The 16,346-nt window shown below is 37.6% G+C and carries 14 protein-coding genes and 1 riboswitch; of the genes, 10 read left to right on the forward strand and 4 right to left on the reverse strand.

The genetic code is table 11. The annotated features are described in order from the left end of the window. Positions 1 to 55 precede the first annotated feature (55 nt). From resA to NP781_RS03460, 9 genes are all read left to right on the forward strand, one after another. On the forward strand, positions 56 to 595 hold the full coding sequence (resA, locus tag NP781_RS03420) for a thiol-disulfide oxidoreductase ResA (protein WP_004232210.1): 540 nt from the start codon (positions 56 to 58) through the stop codon (positions 593 to 595). 6 nt (positions 596 to 601) lie between these two features. Next, entirely contained in the window at positions 602 to 2,278 is a 1,677-nt protein-coding gene (locus tag NP781_RS03425; RefSeq protein WP_221680478.1) for a cytochrome c biogenesis protein ResB, read from the forward strand. After that, positions 2,275 to 3,456: a c-type cytochrome biogenesis protein CcsB gene (gene ccsB, locus NP781_RS03430; protein WP_305068587.1), complete on the forward strand. Its 1,182-nt coding sequence runs from the start codon at positions 2,275 to 2,277 to the stop codon at positions 3,454 to 3,456. Before NP781_RS03425 ends, ccsB begins: the two co-directional genes overlap by 4 nt. Positions 3,457 to 3,571: 115 nt before the next feature. Next, positions 3,572 to 4,288 (forward strand): response regulator transcription factor, encoded by a 717-nt coding sequence (locus tag NP781_RS03435; RefSeq protein ID WP_004232215.1) that lies wholly within the window; start codon positions 3,572 to 3,574, stop codon positions 4,286 to 4,288. Next, entirely contained in the window at positions 4,281 to 6,056 is a 1,776-nt protein-coding gene (locus NP781_RS03440; protein WP_202341593.1) for an ATP-binding protein, read from the forward strand. The genes NP781_RS03435 and NP781_RS03440 overlap by 8 nt, the downstream gene beginning before the upstream one ends. Positions 6,057 to 6,134: 78 nt before the next feature. Continuing rightward, positions 6,135 to 6,668 carry an RNA polymerase sigma factor SigX gene (gene sigX, locus NP781_RS03445; protein WP_009370717.1) on the forward strand — a complete coding sequence of 178 codons (534 nt, stop codon included), beginning with the start codon at positions 6,135 to 6,137 and terminating at the stop codon, positions 6,666 to 6,668. Next, positions 6,665 to 7,951, forward strand: a complete 1,287-nt coding sequence (locus NP781_RS03450) for an RNA polymerase subunit sigma (RefSeq protein ID WP_257521372.1) — start codon at positions 6,665 to 6,667, stop codon at positions 7,949 to 7,951. The genes sigX and NP781_RS03450 overlap by 4 nt, the downstream gene beginning before the upstream one ends. 143 nt (positions 7,952 to 8,094) lie before the next feature. Next, a riboswitch (FMN riboswitch) is annotated at positions 8,095 to 8,280 on the forward strand. Positions 8,281 to 8,497: 217 nt separating this feature from the next. Then, on the forward strand, positions 8,498 to 9,085 hold the full coding sequence (locus tag NP781_RS03455; protein ID WP_221680480.1) for an ECF transporter S component: 588 nt from the start codon (positions 8,498 to 8,500) through the stop codon (positions 9,083 to 9,085). Between the two features lie 220 nt (positions 9,086 to 9,305). Then, positions 9,306 to 10,652: a sodium-dependent transporter gene (locus NP781_RS03460; protein ID WP_255600956.1), complete on the forward strand. Its 1,347-nt coding sequence runs from the start codon at positions 9,306 to 9,308 to the stop codon at positions 10,650 to 10,652. Between the two features lie 55 nt (positions 10,653 to 10,707). On the opposite strand, the gene NP781_RS03465 is transcribed toward NP781_RS03460, so the two are convergent. From NP781_RS03465 to NP781_RS03480, 4 genes are read right to left on the reverse strand one after another with little or no spacing between them, the layout of a single operon-like run. After that, positions 10,708 to 11,094, reverse strand: a complete 387-nt coding sequence (locus tag NP781_RS03465; RefSeq protein WP_009370722.1) for an STAS domain-containing protein — start codon at positions 11,092 to 11,094, stop codon at positions 10,708 to 10,710. A 38-nt stretch (positions 11,095 to 11,132) separates the two neighbouring features. Further along, the gene (locus NP781_RS03470; RefSeq protein WP_257521373.1) at positions 11,133 to 12,830 is read right to left on the reverse strand and encodes a methyl-accepting chemotaxis protein; all 1,698 of its coding nucleotides are present in this window, start codon (positions 12,828 to 12,830) and stop codon (positions 11,133 to 11,135) included. Positions 12,831 to 12,857: 27 nt separating this feature from the next. After that, the gene (locus tag NP781_RS03475) at positions 12,858 to 13,277 is read right to left on the reverse strand and encodes an ATP-binding protein (protein WP_221680482.1); all 420 of its coding nucleotides are present in this window, start codon (positions 13,275 to 13,277) and stop codon (positions 12,858 to 12,860) included. A 6-nt stretch (positions 13,278 to 13,283) separates the two neighbouring features. Continuing rightward, the gene (locus NP781_RS03480; protein ID WP_004232231.1) at positions 13,284 to 14,417 is read right to left on the reverse strand and encodes a response regulator; all 1,134 of its coding nucleotides are present in this window, start codon (positions 14,415 to 14,417) and stop codon (positions 13,284 to 13,286) included. 584 nt (positions 14,418 to 15,001) lie between these two features. On the opposite strand from NP781_RS03480, the gene glnA reads away from it, so the two are divergent. Further along, complete coding sequence (gene glnA / locus NP781_RS03485) at positions 15,002 to 16,336, forward strand: type I glutamate--ammonia ligase (RefSeq protein WP_221680483.1); 1,335 nt, start codon at positions 15,002 to 15,004, stop codon at positions 16,334 to 16,336. The last annotated feature ends 10 nt before the right edge of the window (positions 16,337 to 16,346 follow it).

Below are 16,346 nucleotides of genomic sequence, written 5' to 3' on the forward strand. Positions count from 1 at the left end.
GTCTCTTCAATATGTAAAAACAACGCAAGCCGTAATTGATAGGGGGTTTATTAACTTGGAGAAAAAGAAAAAGCGTCTTGTACTGCGAACTGTCATTTTAGCTGTGTTAGCGTTGGCAATCGGGTACACAGTATATGGAACAGCAACAAAGGAAAAAGTAGAGTTAGTAGCAGTGGGCTCTGAGGCACCTGACTTCACGTTAGTAGATTTAAACGGTGAAAAACATAAATTGTCGGATTATAAAGGACAAGGGGTATTTTTAAATTTCTGGGGAACTTGGTGTAAGCCTTGTGAGAAAGAAATGCCCGCAATGGACAATCAGTATCAAGAATTTAAAGATCACGGTGTACAAACATTAGCTGTTAATATTGCTCAAACAGATTTTGAAGTACAGAATTTTGTCGATCGATATGGGTTGTCATTTCCAGTAGTTATCGACAAAACAAAAAGTGTTATGACTGCTTATAATGTAGGACAATTACCTGCAACAGTGCTAATTGATCCAGAAGGCAAAGTGGCCAAAATTATTACAGGTGAAATGACGGAGAAAGATATTGCTTCGTACATGGAATTAGTGAAGCCAAATAAGGAGTAAATGACGATGGAAAAAATCATTTGTGCTTGTGGTCATAGTAATCCATACGGCACGAAGCTTTGTGAGAAATGTGGTCGTCCTTTAACTGAAGAAGAAAAACAAAATAAGGTTGTTGATATGCGCTATGATGGTATGGCCATTCGCTCCAAAACATATAACAAATCATTTGTTGATAAAATATGGAATTTCTTCTCCAGTGTTAAAGTTGGTATATCCTTAATTATTATCACATTAATTGCTGCTTCAGTCGGAACATTACTACCACAAGAGTTTTACGTAAAAGCTTCTGATATGGAGAAGGGGGCTTACTACGCAGACGTATATGGTACATTCGGTAAAATCTATTATACGTTGGGGCTTTCGGATTTATATAGCTCATGGTGGTTCCAGATTTTGGTTGGTATGCTAGCGGTATCAATTATAGTGGCAAGTCTTGACCGAGGCATTCCACTTTATAAATCATTAAAGAATCAACGTGTTAAAAGACATGAAAGCTTTATGAAGCGTCAGCGCATTGTTGCAGAAGGACAAGTGTCAGCAAGTGCGGAGGAAACGCTTGATAAAGTGGCTCAAAAAATGACTGAGATGAAGTATTCTGTTCGTCGAGATGGTAGCGCTCTCTTAGCTGAAAAAGGACGCTTTTCTCGTTACGGTCCGTACATAAACCATGTAGGTCTCATCATTTTTTTAGGTGGGGTCATGCTACGTCTAGTCCCAGGATTCTATGTTGATGAATCGATATGGGTGCGTGAAGGTGAAACACGTGCTATCACTGGAATGGAAGGCTATTTCATTGAAAACCGTGATTTTGTTTTAGAAACACATGATAATACACCTCAAGGTGAGCAAGTTAAACAGGGTGTGAATGTAGTGGCTAAAAACTTCCAAACCGATATTACACTATACAAGCAACCTGAAGACGCATTGCCTGGGGATACGGAAAATCTAGAAAAAGTAAAAGACTATTCCATTCGTGTAAACCATCCTTTGAAAGAAGATGGCTTTGCTCTTTACCAGATGGATTATCGTCTAAATGAATTAAAACAGATGAACTTTGAATTAATTAATAAGACGACAGAGAAATCATTAGGTAAGGTAGAGATTGATTTAACAAATCCTAAAAAAGAATATGATTTAGGGAATGGTTCATCCGTTCAAATTCTTGTCTATACACCTGATTTTGATGGATTTGAAAATGGTGAACCTCAGACAAAAACGTCTATTCCAAATAATCCTGCATTTTTATTTAAAATGACTACACCAGAAACACCTGAAGGAGAAGTAAGCTTTGTTGAAATTATGCAGCCTCCTTTAGAACCACTGGGTGAAAATAAATATAGAATGAAATTTGCTAGTGCAGAGATGCGTGATATGTCAGGTATTACGGTGCGAAAAGATAGCACCATCCCTATTCTGTTTGTTGGTGGGGTCATCTTTATGATCGGTGTTGCCATTGGCTCTTACTGGAATCATCGTCGTTTATGGCTTCAAGTGGAACCAGACGGCCGTGTGTTAATGGCTGCCCATGTCAACAAAAATATGTTCAGCATGAAAAAGGATTTAGATGCTGTTACAACATTTGCTGCATTGCCTCCGTATAAAGATCAGTTAGAGAAAGATGAGGCTGGCGAAGAGTCCACTAATGGTGGCATTAAAGAAAAGGAAGGTGACAACACCTTATGAGTTTGATTGACTTAAGTGGAAACTTACTATTTGTAGCGTTTATTGCTTATCTAGTTGCGACATTATTATTTGGTGGTTCAATTAAGCAAGGTAATGCTACTGGTAAAAATACTGGCAAATGGGGCAAGCTTGCCATTGTGGTTACTATTATTGGTTTCCTATCACAGCTTGGCTATTTTATTACGCGTTGGATTTATACAGGACATGCGCCAGTAAGTAATATGTTTGAATTTACAACTGCCTTTGGTATGTTCATTGTTGGCGCGTTTATCTTAATTTATTTTATTTATCGTTTGACTGCACTTGGATTAGTGGCATTACCTGTAGCGCTTTTAATTATTGCTTATGCAGCAATGTTCCCGAAAGAAGTAAGTCCATTAGTGCCTTCATTACAAAGTCATTGGTTAACAATTCACGTTATTACAGCAGCATTAGGGCAATCTATTTTAGCCATTAGTGCTGTGGCAGGACTTATTTACTTATTAAAAGTAGTAGATTTAACAAAGCCCTCTAAACAACGTTTTTGGTTAGAAGCAGTCATGTACTGTCTTGTAGTAGTTATTGGATTTGTTGCGGTAACATCTACATTTAGTGCTATGGATTATGAGTCTAGCTATAATTATGTGGATAAAGAAGGAACTACTCGTAAAATTATTTACAATTTACCTCCAGTATTCGGTATGAATGAATATGAAGTGATAGAAGAACATGGCATGTCACCATTAGTAGAAATGCCAGCGTTAATTAATGCTAAAAAATTAACAACTGTTGTTTGGTCATTAATGGTAGGATCTGTGTTGTATTTATTAATTCGTTTAATTGCTCGCCGTCGAATTAGTGCCATTTTCCAACCACTTGTTAAACGTGTCAATTTACAATTACTTGATGAAATTGGTTATCGTTCAGTGCTGATTGGTTTCCCTGTATTCTCCCTTGGTGCTTTAATCTTTGCGATGATTTGGGCACAAATTGCTTGGAGTCGTTTCTGGGGTTGGGATCCAAAAGAAGTATGGGCTCTTATTACATGGTTATTCTATGCAGCATTCCTGCATTTACGTCTATCAAAAGGCTGGGAAGGTCGAAAATCTGCTTGGTTAGCACTAATTGGTTTTGGGATTATTTTATTCAATCTAATTGCTGTTAACTTAATTCTTGCAGGTTTACACTCCTACGCGTAACCTGTGAAGCAACAAGCCTTTTCGCTGTAGCGAAGAGGCTTTCTTTTCTTTTCAATATGTGTCACACCATGTACAATAGAAGTTAGAGAAAGATTGGAAGAGAGGGATCGTGAAAGTGTCAGAAAATATTTCAGTATTAGTAGTAGATGACGAGGATCGTATTCGCCGCTTATTAAAAATGTATCTTGAGCGAGAAGGATACCTTGTTGACGAGGCCGAAAACGGAGAACAAGCGATCGAGAAATCTTTAGAAAAAGAGTATCACTGTATTTTACTTGATATTATGATGCCTGAAAAAGATGGGCTAGAAGTGTGTGCAGAAATTCGAGAGCGCGCAGCAACGCCAATTATTTTATTAACTGCCAAAGGCGAAGAAGCAAACCGTGTACAAGGCTTTGAGCTTGGTGCAGATGACTATATCGTAAAACCATTTAGTCCTCGTGAGGTTGTGTTACGTGTGAAGGCTATTTTACGTCGTTCACAGGCTTTCTCACCAACGACTAATGCGTCTTCTTCAAAAGATTTAGTGGTGTTCCAACACTTAATGATTGATCATGATGCACACCGTGTGACTGCAGAGGGCATTGAGGTTAATTTAACACCGAAAGAGTATGAATTGCTGTACTTTTTAGCGAAATCACCAGACAAAGTATTTGACCGTGAACAACTACTAAAAGAGGTATGGCATTATGACTTCTTTGGTGATTTACGTACAGTGGACACACATGTAAAACGTTTACGTGAAAAACTCAACCGAGTTTCTGAAAACGCTGCTAAAATGATTGTGACGGTTTGGGGCGTTGGATACAAATTTGAGGTTGTCAATGAATAGAATATGGAATAGTGTTGTCGGGAAGCTATGGGTAACCATATTGCTTCTCGTTTCATTTGTATTATTTGTTTTCACGGTATTAATGCTTGAATTTCTTCAAAATTATCATATGCAGCAAGCGGAAATTTCATTGCGACAAACAGCTGCAACGGTAGCAAGTATAGTAGATGACAATGAAACAGCCGAATCTACCTCGGAATTATTAAAAGATATTTTACCTACAGGGACCAATGCATTGATCGCGATCAGTCATGTTGAAGTGTCTTTTGCGATGCAAGAGGGTGTCAACAAAAAAGAAATACAAGATACTATTTTAGCCAATAAATCTTTTCATGAAGTGTTTCAATCAGATGAACCAATTATTAAAGAAATGATGATGCCTTCTTCAACTGATCAAGAAAAGATGGAATCTTATGTCGTACTTGGTTTTCCCTTAAATGTGGAAAATGCAGTACATGGAGCTGTCTTCATCTATCAAAGCCCAGATGCGCTACATAAAACGTCTAAGGAAACAACGAAAATTGTCTTTTTAGCAGCCTTCATAGCATTTGTGTTGACGACATTCTTCGCATTCTTCCTTTCTTCACGTATAACTTCGCCATTAAGAAAAATGCGTGAATTAGCTTTTGAAATTGCAAAAGGGAATTTTGAAGCAAAAATGCCTACTACCCAAAATGACGAAATTGGTCAGCTTGCCGTTGCCTTCAACCAAATGGGCCGTCAATTAAAGCATAATTTAGAGGTTATCAATCAAGAAAACGAACAGCTTTCTAATATTTTGACATCCATGACAGATGCAGTGATTACATTTAATCGGGATCGTACAATATTATTAAGTAATCCACCAGCTGAACGTCTAATGCAAAAGTGGTTTGTGAATAAAGGCTCACAAAGTGCAAAACCTATCCCGCCAGAGCTGTATCATATGCTTGATCATGTGCTGATGTTTGAGGATAAACTAGAAGAGGAAATTGAAATGGATGGCAGCTATTATACATTTACTATTAGTCCCCTTTATAGTGGTGAAATGATACGTGGCGCTGTGGCTGTAATTCGTGATATGACTGAACAGCATCGCTTAGAAAAACTAAGATCCGATTTTATTGCCAATGTCTCCCATGAGCTCCGAACACCGATTGCCATGCTTCAAGGTTACTCGGAAGCATTAATGGATGACGATTTTATTCAGGATCAGGAAGAGCGAAATGAGATTACCAAGATTATTTATGATGAATCGAAGCGAATGGGCCGCCTTGTGACAGATCTATTAGATTTGGCACGCATGGAATCAGGGCATATGACGCTTTATAAAGATGAATTACCAATTAATTCTACATTTGAACGTATTACACAAAAGTTTTCACAAGTAGCAAAAGAAAAGCACGTTCGTTTGTTGTTTGAAAGTGAATTTAATGACGAGGCCATGATTAATATAGATGAGGATCGCATTGAACAAGTGCTTACAAATTTAGTCGACAATGCCCTTAGACATACAGATGAAGGGTCTGTGTCTGTGAAAGTAGAGCAGGAGCCGACATTTGCTAAAATATCTGTTCAAGATACAGGACATGGCATTCCTCAAGAGGACTTACCCTATGTCTTTGAACGTTTTTATAAAGCCGATAAGGCACGTACTCGTTCCAAGGGTGGAACTGGTCTCGGCTTAGCCATCGCTAGAAATATTGTGAAGGCACACTCAGGTAATATTATGGTAGACAGTGTGTTGAAAGAGGGTACGACCTTCACGTTTTATTTACCGTTCGATTAATAACAAGTATTGCTATTAATTGGCTGTAACTTCTATGAATGTAAGACGACAAATATTATAGAACGGGGGTGGAGTGCTTTGAATGACTCCGTGTTCCATCGACTATACGATGCATATCACCAAGACGTGTTTCAGTTTTTAATCTATTTAGTAAAAAACCGTACACTTGCCGAAGATTTAGCACATGAAGTTTATGTACGAGTGTTGCGCTCATACGATCAATTTGCAGGGAATAGTAGTGAGAAAACTTGGCTATTTGCTATTGCTAAAAATGTAGCGATTGATCATTTTAGAAAGCAAGCTGTACGTCAAAAGCATTCACATGATTTCTTTGACTGGGAAACGGAACAGCTCCATTCAACCACGCCATCACCGGAAGATATGCTACAGGCCAGTGATGAATTTATGCAGGTAGAATCAGCACTTGAAAACTGCACAGGCGACCAAAAAATGGTCATTATAATGCGCTATTTTCAAGATTTATCGATTGCAGAAACAGCGCAAATACTAGATTGGACAGAAGCTAAGGTAAAAACGACCCAGCATCGAGCCATTAAATTTTTAAGGCAACAGCTACAGCCGATTAGAGAACAGGAGGCGAAACGGCAATGACACATAAGCCATTTGATGATGAACAGCTTGAACATGTCTTGAACAATGCCCCTAAGCTTTCTGACCGCCGTTCAAAAGAAGAAATATTAAATCGGTTAATGGCAGATGCTCGCTTGCAGGATAATAGTCACCTTCAAGAAGCAATACAACAACCTATAGAGAATGAAGAAGCACAACCAGAAAGTAAACCTTTAATTCAAGATGAACGATCATCACGCTTAAAGTTCCGAAAAATGCCGATTTTTACGAGTGTAGCAGCAGTTTTCGCGATAACGGTACTCGTTGGCTTCATGTTCATGAATAATGGCGCTAGCCAAAAAGATCTCGCTAGTACGCCAGAAAAGGCTAATTACGCTACGTTACAGGAAGATCGTTCTGCTAAAGAGGCAGCAACCCAGGATGAGGCACTTCAATCCAGTATTGTATCGGAGCATGAGCGTATGTTATCTTTACGGTCGTCTGTCTATGAGGAAGATGTGAAAGATGCTGTCGTTTTCCGTATTGGTTTGGCAGGACGCGATGCAGAAAGTGTTCCGATGACATATGTGATACCAAATGAGCGTGTAGCAACTGATTTTGGAACAGAAAAGCCTTCTACCTTACAGATGTATGAAAAATATGCTCCTCAAATAGATGAAGAAGCCAAAGGGTTTACGGAATATCATCCTTTTAAAGGTGAACTGAAGGAGAAGGAAGACAAGCTTGTCCACGTTTTACCAAAGGACAATGACTATGATGTTGCATCAGCTACCGTTAATGAATACAAAGGGACTTTAGAGGATACCTTCTCGGATTCTGAATATACGGAAGTTGAGATTCAAAATGAAGATGGCACACCTTATGAGTTTTCTCAAGAGGGTGAGCCAAGTCAAGCCATGTCATTAACAAACGCTAAGCATTTTAATTATTATTTATACCAAGATGGTAATGGGGCAGAATATCTGTCACCAGATTTCCGTCAAACATTTGCTAATGTTACAGAGGCACTTACACTAATGAAAAACAAAAATGATGATGTTTATGTAACAGTGGTTCCTGAAAACGTAACATATACCGTGAAAGAGGAAGCGGAAGGTGTAGTCGTAACATTCGATATTCCCTTAGATTTAGCATCGATGGAGCCAATTCGCGCTACCCAATTGATTGAAGCTATGATGTTAACTGCTGCTAGCTTTGACCAACAATTACGCTTAGATAATGTGGTCCAAGAAAGCTGGGAAGGATTCGATTTAAAAACGTATTTGCCAAAGCCTGTGGGGCCAAATAAACAATCTATGCCTTAGTCAGAATCAAAAATGGAGCATCCCTGTAACATGGAATGCTCCATTTTTATAATACATACAAATCTAATCGGATTTTTTTAAGCAGAACTATTTACTTTTTCTTAATAATTAATTATAGTAAGGTTGTAGTATAAAATAATATGATTCATCTTCGGGGCAGGGTGAAAATCCCGACCGGCGGTAATAGAGTGGTGAACCGTTAATGTTTCCATTAACTCGAATGGTTTATGCTTCGCTCTTCAGCCCGCGACCTGTGCAAATTTATTTGCATGGCTGACTTGGTGTGATTCCGAGGCCGACAGTTAAAGTCTGGATGGGAGAAGATGGAGGTACGATCGTCATTCATTGTTATGAAATAAACTATGACCGAGCGCTTTTTTTGTATGGCTTTTTAAATGGTGCTCAAAAATAGTTTAAATTGACGCTTATTCGTCATGCCTTTCTCCCTTGTGCTCTTCATGCATAAGGGTTTTTTCGTGCTAACAATTGAAAGATCGTCACCTTTCTTCTTGCGAGATTGAATCAGCAAAGAGGAGAGAGTTTTCTATGAAGAAAAATGTTAAACTCCAATCGTTTATTACGATTGGCATGCTGAGCAGTATTTCGTTTTTATTAATGCTTTTTAATTTCCCAATTCCACCATTCCCAGCATTTTTGGAAGTGGACTTTAGTGATATGCCTGCATTAATAGCAGCCATCACAATGGGGCCTGTAGCTGGTATTTTAGTAGAATTATTTAAAAATGTATTGGATTGGATTTTCTCTGGAACGCCAACAGGTGTGCCAGTAGGTCATATGGCCAACTTTGCAACAGGTATTTTATTTATTTTACCAGTAAGCTTTATTTTTAATCGCTTTAAAACAATTGCTGGTCTTGTTGGAGGTTTAGCGACTGGGACAGTTGTAATGGCAGTAGGCATGAGTATTTTAAATTACGCAGTATTTTTACCAATGTACACATACTTCTTAGGTATGGAGCCTGTTGTAGGTGACTCACTTTATAAAATGATTATCGCTGGGATTTTACCATTTAACATTGTGAAAGGTATTTTATTAACGGCTATTATGGCATTTTTATTTACAACAATGCGCAAATGGATCGACCGCCAGCGTTCTATCTATATAACAAAATAATTTTTACTAACCTCGGGTCAATATACCTGAGGTTTTTTTGTTGGAAGGAACGATGGATAGGAAAAGGTGTGAAGAATAGAAAGGCAAAACTAACGGATAAATATAGAAAAAAGTAATAGAGTAAAATAGCTAAATAGTACTTTATGATTATAACCTAGTCGAAAGCTACATTTTCATGTAAAATAGAGAAGAGTTTAGAATGTTTGAGGAGTTTGAAGAGATGAGTGGAAAAAAAGGACAATGGTCTAGTAAATTAGGTTTTATTTTAGCATCAGCTGGTGCAGCGATCGGACTAGGGGCAATTTGGAAACTTCCCTATGTAACAGGACAAAGTGGTGGGGGAGCATTTTTCCTTATCTTTGTGTTATTTACCTTGTTAATAGGGCTACCGATGTTATTATCCGAGTATGTTTTAGGACGTGGTACACAATCCGAGGCTGTAACAGCGTATAAAAAAATTGCTCCAACTAAGCCAGGCTGGGCTTGGATTGGTCGAATGGGCGTGCTAGGTTGTTTTTTATTATTAACTTTTTATAGCGTAGTTGGAGGTTGGATCTTTATTTATAGTGGGCTAGGTGTAGCTGGCGCGGTAATTGATCCGGCAGTAGATCCAACTGAATTATTTGGAAAAATTATAGGCACACCTTGGATTACGCTAGTTGGTCTAGTGTTGTTTACATTGGTCAACGTACTTGTGATTTCATTAGGTGTACAAAATGGGATTGAAAAGGCCAATAAATGGATGATGCCGTTACTTTTCATAATGTTCATTGTCCTTGTTGTGCGTGCTGTTACATTAGATGGGGCAATGGAAGGGGTAAAATTCTTCTTATGGCCTGATTTCTCGAATATTACGGGTAAGGCATTATTAGAAGCCCTAGGGCAATCGTTCTTTGGGTTAGCAGTAGGCTTTTCTTGTCTAGTTACATATAGCTCTTATCTAAAAAAAGATGTCAGTCTGCCGAATTCAGCAGGTTCTGTAGTGTTGTTAACCGTGCTTGTTTCATTTTTAGCAGGATTAGCAATTTTCCCTGTGGTGTTCGCCTTTGATTTAGAGCCAGCAGCAGGTCCGGGTTTGCTATTTATGGTGCTACCAACAGCTTTTAGTCAAATGCCATTCGGTGAAGTGTTTTTAGCTATGTTTTTATTGCTATTTTTATTTGCTACATTAACGTCATCATTTAGTTTATATGAGATTATTGTCGCAGCATTTATGGAGAATAGTCAGAAATCCCGTCCAATGTGGACACTTTTACTTGGTATAGTCGTATTTATTGCAGCTATTCCAGCTGCACTTTCTTCGAGTGTTTTGTCGGATATAATGATTTTTGAGAAAAGTATTTTTGATGCAACTGATTTTTTAGTGTCAAATATCATGCTTCCACTAGGGAATTTATTCATTGCTATTTTTATTGCCTATGTAGTAGATAAAGAATTTGTGAAGAGAGAATTGCTAACGGGTAGTCAAATGGGACAAGGCTATTATTCGACATATCGTATGTTAATGTTAGTTGTTGTACCGATTATCATTCTAGTTGTGTTTGTTAATATGCTACTGCAGTATTAAAGAAAAGGTGTATTCCTATTAGACGGAATACACCTTTTTATTAGAATAACAAAAATTAATAGTCGTTAAGCGATAGCTCACCTAGCCAATCTTCTTTAATAATCTTCCTTGCTTGTTCTTCACTTTCGGCAATAGGGAATACTTTATCAACCTGTGAAATAGCGAATAAGTTGCGAATGAAATCATCGACGACAATAATGGCGATTTTCTTATCTTTTACAGACACCTTCTTAGCGAAATTAACGATCATACCGAATCCAGTACTATCAATATTTGTTACCCTTTGCATATCGATAATGTATCCGTGTTTTGTGTCTAAGCTAAGTGTTTGAAGCTCTGACTTTATTTCTTCAATCATCCCGTATTCTAAATCGCCTGTAAACGCAATCACAATATAATCAGCCTTTGTGTCAATATTCATTGCAATTTTCTTCTGATTCATCCTATAGCGCCTCCATTTTTCTTTTCTTGTTTGGGGATTTATTCAAACTTAAATTTATTCACTTCATTTTGTAATTTATCAGCAATTGATGATAACTCATCTGAGCTTTGTGTAATTTCTGCAACAGTCGCATATTGCTCTTCTGAGGTTGCGGCAATCTCTTCTGTAGCTGCTGCAGCATCCTCGATGATGCGAGAAATATCTTGGATAGCCTGTTGCACACCTAAGGAGTTGTCGTTAACATGTGTAAATGCCACTTTCATTTGTTCGACACCTTCTTCAGTTTCGACAACTTTCTCCACAATTTCTTTTAAGGCACTTCCGCCTTTATTGATGATTGTTACTTGCTCCTCGACAGCTAGTAAATTACTTTCCATTGTCCGTACGGTCACAGATGTTTCCGCTTGGATATCATTAATAAGATTAGTAATTTGTCCAGCTGCTAAACTTGACTGTTCAGCTAACTGACGAACCTCTGATGCAACGACAGCAAAACCTTTTCCTTGATCTCCTGCTCGTGCTGCCTCGATGGCCGCATTGAGTGCTAACAGATTCGTTTGTTCTGCGATGCCAGTGATAACGGTAATAATACCACCAATTTCTTCAGAGCGCTTGCCTAATTTTTGGATAGAATCAGTTGCATAAGACACTGTTTTCGTAACATCACTTAGATGCATAATCGCTTCATTGATGGCTTCTTCTCCTTTACGCGCGATATGTGTGGATTCGATAGCGCTGTTTAAAGTGATTTCGGCCTTTTGTAAGCTCTTTGATACTTCTTCAATCGTTTTTTTCATCATTGAAACTATTCGCTCAGCCTGATCAGATTGAGTGGTAGTACCAACGGCGATTTCATTCATTGTTAGTGCGATCTGATTAGATGCTTCACTTGTTTGATGTGATGATTCTGCCAAAGTGTGTGACGACTTTGCAATTTGATGTGCACTACCAGCCACAATCTTTATCGTCTCTGTTAAATGATTTTTCATACTACTAAATGCGCGAGCTAATTCAGCGATTTCATCTTTGCCTTTAGGGTTTAACAGTTTAACATTTAAATTTAGTTCTGCTAGTTCCTTGGCATTGGTACTTAGAATGTTAATAGGATTAACAATTTGCTTTTGTAAGAACCAACTAATTCCTCCGATCATTACAATGGCGATTACTAAGGAAATAGCTACATTCTCCAGTGCTGATTTTGTGGCAATGCTTATATAAGGAGCGGTAGGGACAGCGGTTGCCCATACACCGATAACCTCGCCTTGACTATTTACAATCGGATCATAGGCTGCTTGATGCAAGCTTCCTAAGACATTTGCAGAACCGATAAAGCGCTTTTTTTCTCCTAGCACAACAGTAGCAACCTCGTCGGAAACCTTGGTATTTAAAGCGCGTTGACCATTATCCACTATATTGGTACTTATACGCGTATCGTTTTGAAAGATGGAGACAGCATTCCCGTTTGTGAGTTCTCCAACTTTATCAGCTACCTCAAAGTTTTCTACCATATTGATATCGCCCTTATAGAGTTGGTTGTTTTTAATGGACCATTCTCCAGGATATTTAGCGTCTAAATATTCATAGCTTAACTGTATATCTGATAAAAGCTTTGTATCAGCACTTTCTAATAGATTGTTCTTGGCAACAAAAAAATTGACTCCTGCTAAAAGGGAAGTAAGTAAAATAATACACCCAAATATAAGCAGATTCATTTTCTTTCGTATAGATAACTTCATTAAAACGCCCCCAATTTTACGTTTACTTTATAGATGAATCTTTTTGGAAATACCAACTAAAAATTTTGTTTTAGAAATATTTTCGAACCAAATATGGTCGACCATATTTTTGACAAAAAATAAACCGCGTCCACGATCAGCATAATCAAGTTTGTCTAAATCGAATTGAAGAACTTTGTCCCAGTCCTTTTGGTCAATGCCTTTTGCTTCGTCAGTGACTGTTATTTTTATTTCTTCGTTTGATTGGGCTACATGTATTTGAATCTCCTTTTGAACGGGTGTATTAATTTTTCCCATAGCCTCTACGGCATTGATGACTAGTTCATGAACAACAAATCTTAATTCTCGTTTATAAGGTAGATTATATAAATCTGTATAATTCTCCATAACTTGATCAATAAAGGCTATAGCTTGTGTATCAGGATTTACATTGAGTGTGAATTCCATCTTCAATCACCTACCCTTTAATGTAATTGTTATTGAAACGACTGTGATGTCATCGCTGTAATCATTATCAAATAAATTGTACTTTTGAGAAAACTTTTGTAGTGCATAGCTGTTATCCTGTGAAGCATAAGCGTAGAAAAAGTCCATATCAATTGAGTTTTGCTCGTTCAATGTTAATAGTCCATCCGTATAAAGAATAATACGATGCCAGCCTGATAAAGGTATTGTTTTTTTATTTATTTGAATAGTAGGGAATAGTCCGAGGATAGGCGTATTCGCTGGGAGGAAGACTGTTTCTCCATATTTTCCAAATAAAAAACCAGAAGGATGAGCCGCATTCACATAGTGCAAAGTTCCGTTTTTTGTATCTAGAAGTATGTAGATTGCTGTCATTAAAAAACGGTCCATATCTTCATCAGAAAATAGCTCGTATATTTGGCGGTTAAGTTCTTGGATTACTGCTACTGGATCAATTAACTTAGTAATCATTCCTTTTAGTAATGATCTGATAGACATAGTAACGAGTGATGCAGCTATGCCATGCCCCATTGCATCGTACAGAAGAATGGCGGTTAAATGGTCATTAATCTTAAACCAACAGTACATGTCACCTCCTAGTGTATTGGATGTTACATAAAGACCATCAACCTGAAGTTGCTCAAGATTTAATGGAGGAGATAGTGCGTTCTTTTGGAATTTTTTTGCAACAAACAAATCTTTTTGAATCATACTTTCTTGCTGCTTTCGAAGCTTAGCTTCCCTCTGATATTTTAAGGCTACTTGAATTCGAGTCTTAAAATGAGTAAAATCAAACGGCTTTAAAATAAAGTCGAAAATTCCTGCTTCAAAAACCCTATCGATTGTTATGTTTTTTTCGTAGGTAGTAGATAGTAGGATAGGGACATCTATCCAATTTTTAAGTACATGAATGTGCTGACAAATTTCCTCGCAATTGCTGAGTGTCATTTTAGTGTCAAGTACGATTAATTCCAGTTCATCTTTCAAAGATGAATCTACTAAATAGTTCATTGCTGCTTCCGTTGTTGAAAAGCAATGAATATTTGGGATGCTTATACGATGAAAATACTTTTGCAGACGTAGCACATCATTACTTACGCTGCCAATAATTAATACTGACATGCCTACTAAATTCACCGCCTTATGTATCTATAACTAAATATTTCCTGGAAGCCAACATAATGATTTCTAACCATAATTATATACTCCGTATTTACTTATAATATGAATAAAATAAAATTCTAATTTGCTATAAATTTACCAATAAATATCGCATTATACAAGGCTTTTGTGATATAAAGTAAAACTTAATCAATAGGATTTTTGACATCTTGGTTCTTGGATCGTGTTCACGCGTTATCTTTTTAACGATGTTCTTGATATATCTACATTTGATACATGTGGAAGAAATGAATCCCTCCTCTCTAGTCATGATACTAGACTGTTTGTTTTTAGAGGGACGGAGAATTTTGTAAGACTAAAGGCCTTTTGTAAAAAGTAGTAATTTTGCCCTTATTTAAAGATGAAAGATCGCTATTTGAGATGGAATGTGGTTAGAAAAATTAATCTAAAATAGGGATTAATATATTCGATAAAATGTATGTTATAAAACCTTACATAAATATTGCTTATTCTAAAAATTTAATGTATTTTAAGATCAGTTATAAAAATACGTGTTAATTAAAATTACATTGGAGTGGTGAAGAATGAAACATTATACCAAAGAAGATATTATACGCCGAGTGAAGGAAGAAAATGTGAAATTTATTCGCCTACAATTTACGGATATTTTAGGGACAATCAAAAATGTGGAAGTTCCTGTCAGCCAATTAGAAAAAGCGCTAGATAATAAAGTTATGTTTGACGGCTCTTCAATCGAAGGCTTTGTGCGTATTGAAGAATCAGATATGTATTTAAAGCCTGATATCAATACCTTCGTGATTTTTCCTTGGACTGCTGAAAAGGGGAAGGTAGCTCGCTTTATATGTGATATTGCAAGACCAGATGGCACACCGTTTGAAGGAGATCCGCGCTCCAATTTAAAACGCGTATTGAAGGAAATGGAGGAGCTGGGCTTTACGTCGTTTAATTTAGGGCCAGAGCCTGAATTTTTCCTATTCAAGTTGGATGAAAAGGGGCATCCGACACTGGAATTAAATGATAGTGGGGGCTATTTTGATTTAGCGCCAACTGATTTGGGAGAGAACTGTCGTCGTGATATTGTTTTAGAGCTAGAGGGAATGGGCTTTGAAATTGAAGCGTCTCATCATGAGGTAGCACCAGGCCAACATGAAATCGACTTTAAGTATGCGAGTGCTATTGAGGCATGTGACAATATCCAAACATTTAAACTGGTAGTAAAAACGATTGCTGCACAGCATGGTCTCCACGCAACATTTATGCCAAAGCCACTATTTGGGGTCAATGGATCAGGAATGCATTTTAATCTCTCATTATTTGAAGGTGATAAAAATGCCTTTTACGATGAACATGCAGACTTGCAATTAAGTACAACCGCACGTAGCTTTATGGCAGGAGTTATGAAGCATGTGCATGGCTTTACGGCTATCACGAATCCACTTGTCAATTCCTATAAACGATTAGTACCTGGCTATGAAGCCCCTTGCTATGTAGCGTGGTCTGCTCAAAACCGCTCACCATTAATTCGCATTCCAGCAGCACGTGGACTATCTACACGAATTGAATTGCGTTCAGTTGATCCAGCAGCAAACCCCTATTTAGCAATGGCTGTTATTCTAGCATCTGGGCTGGATGGCATACGAAAAGATTTAACGCCACCAGCTGCGGTAGACCGTAATATTTATAAAATGACAGCAGCAGATCGGGAGTTGAACGGGATTGATAGTTTACCATCCTCATTAGAATTTGCGCTTATCGAATTAGAGATGGATGCCATTGTTCGTAATGCATTGGGTGACCATATTTATGATAAATTTACAGCTGCCAAAGAAATTGAATGGAATAAATATCGCACACGTGTCCATAACTGGGAGCGTGAGGAATATTTAACGATGTACTAAAGGTGTTGGG

The sequence above is a fragment of the Lysinibacillus sp. FN11 genome (assembly GCF_024628845.1).
Lineage (GTDB): Bacteria > Bacillota > Bacilli > Bacillales_A > Planococcaceae > Lysinibacillus > Lysinibacillus capsici.

Bases quoted from the DNA above. Each gene is read 5' to 3' on its own strand.
- NP781_RS03440 (WP_202341593.1), top strand. From the start codon at position 4,281: ATGAATAGAATATGGAATAGTGTTGTCGGGAAGCTATGGGTAACCATA.
- NP781_RS03460 (WP_255600956.1), top strand. From the start codon at position 9,306: ATGAGTGGAAAAAAAGGACAATGGTCTAGTAAATTAGGTTTTATTTTA.
- glnA (WP_221680483.1), top strand. From the start codon at position 15,002: ATGAAACATTATACCAAAGAAGATATTATACGCCGAGTGAAGGAAGAA.
- NP781_RS03480 (WP_004232231.1), bottom strand. From the start codon at position 14,417: ATGTCAGTATTAATTATTGGCAGCGTAAGTAATGATGTGCTACGTCTG.
- NP781_RS03450 (WP_257521372.1), top strand. From the start codon at position 6,665: ATGACACATAAGCCATTTGATGATGAACAGCTTGAACATGTCTTGAAC.
- NP781_RS03465 (WP_009370722.1), bottom strand. From the start codon at position 11,094: ATGAATCAGAAGAAAATTGCAATGAATATTGACACAAAGGCTGATTAT.
- NP781_RS03475 (WP_221680482.1), bottom strand. From the start codon at position 13,277: ATGGAATTCACACTCAATGTAAATCCTGATACACAAGCTATAGCCTTT.
- NP781_RS03455 (WP_221680480.1), top strand. From the start codon at position 8,498: ATGAAGAAAAATGTTAAACTCCAATCGTTTATTACGATTGGCATGCTG.
- NP781_RS03425 (WP_221680478.1), top strand. From the start codon at position 602: ATGGAAAAAATCATTTGTGCTTGTGGTCATAGTAATCCATACGGCACG.
- NP781_RS03470 (WP_257521373.1), bottom strand. From the start codon at position 12,830: ATGAAGTTATCTATACGAAAGAAAATGAATCTGCTTATATTTGGGTGT.
- ccsB (WP_305068587.1), top strand. From the start codon at position 2,275: ATGAGTTTGATTGACTTAAGTGGAAACTTACTATTTGTAGCGTTTATT.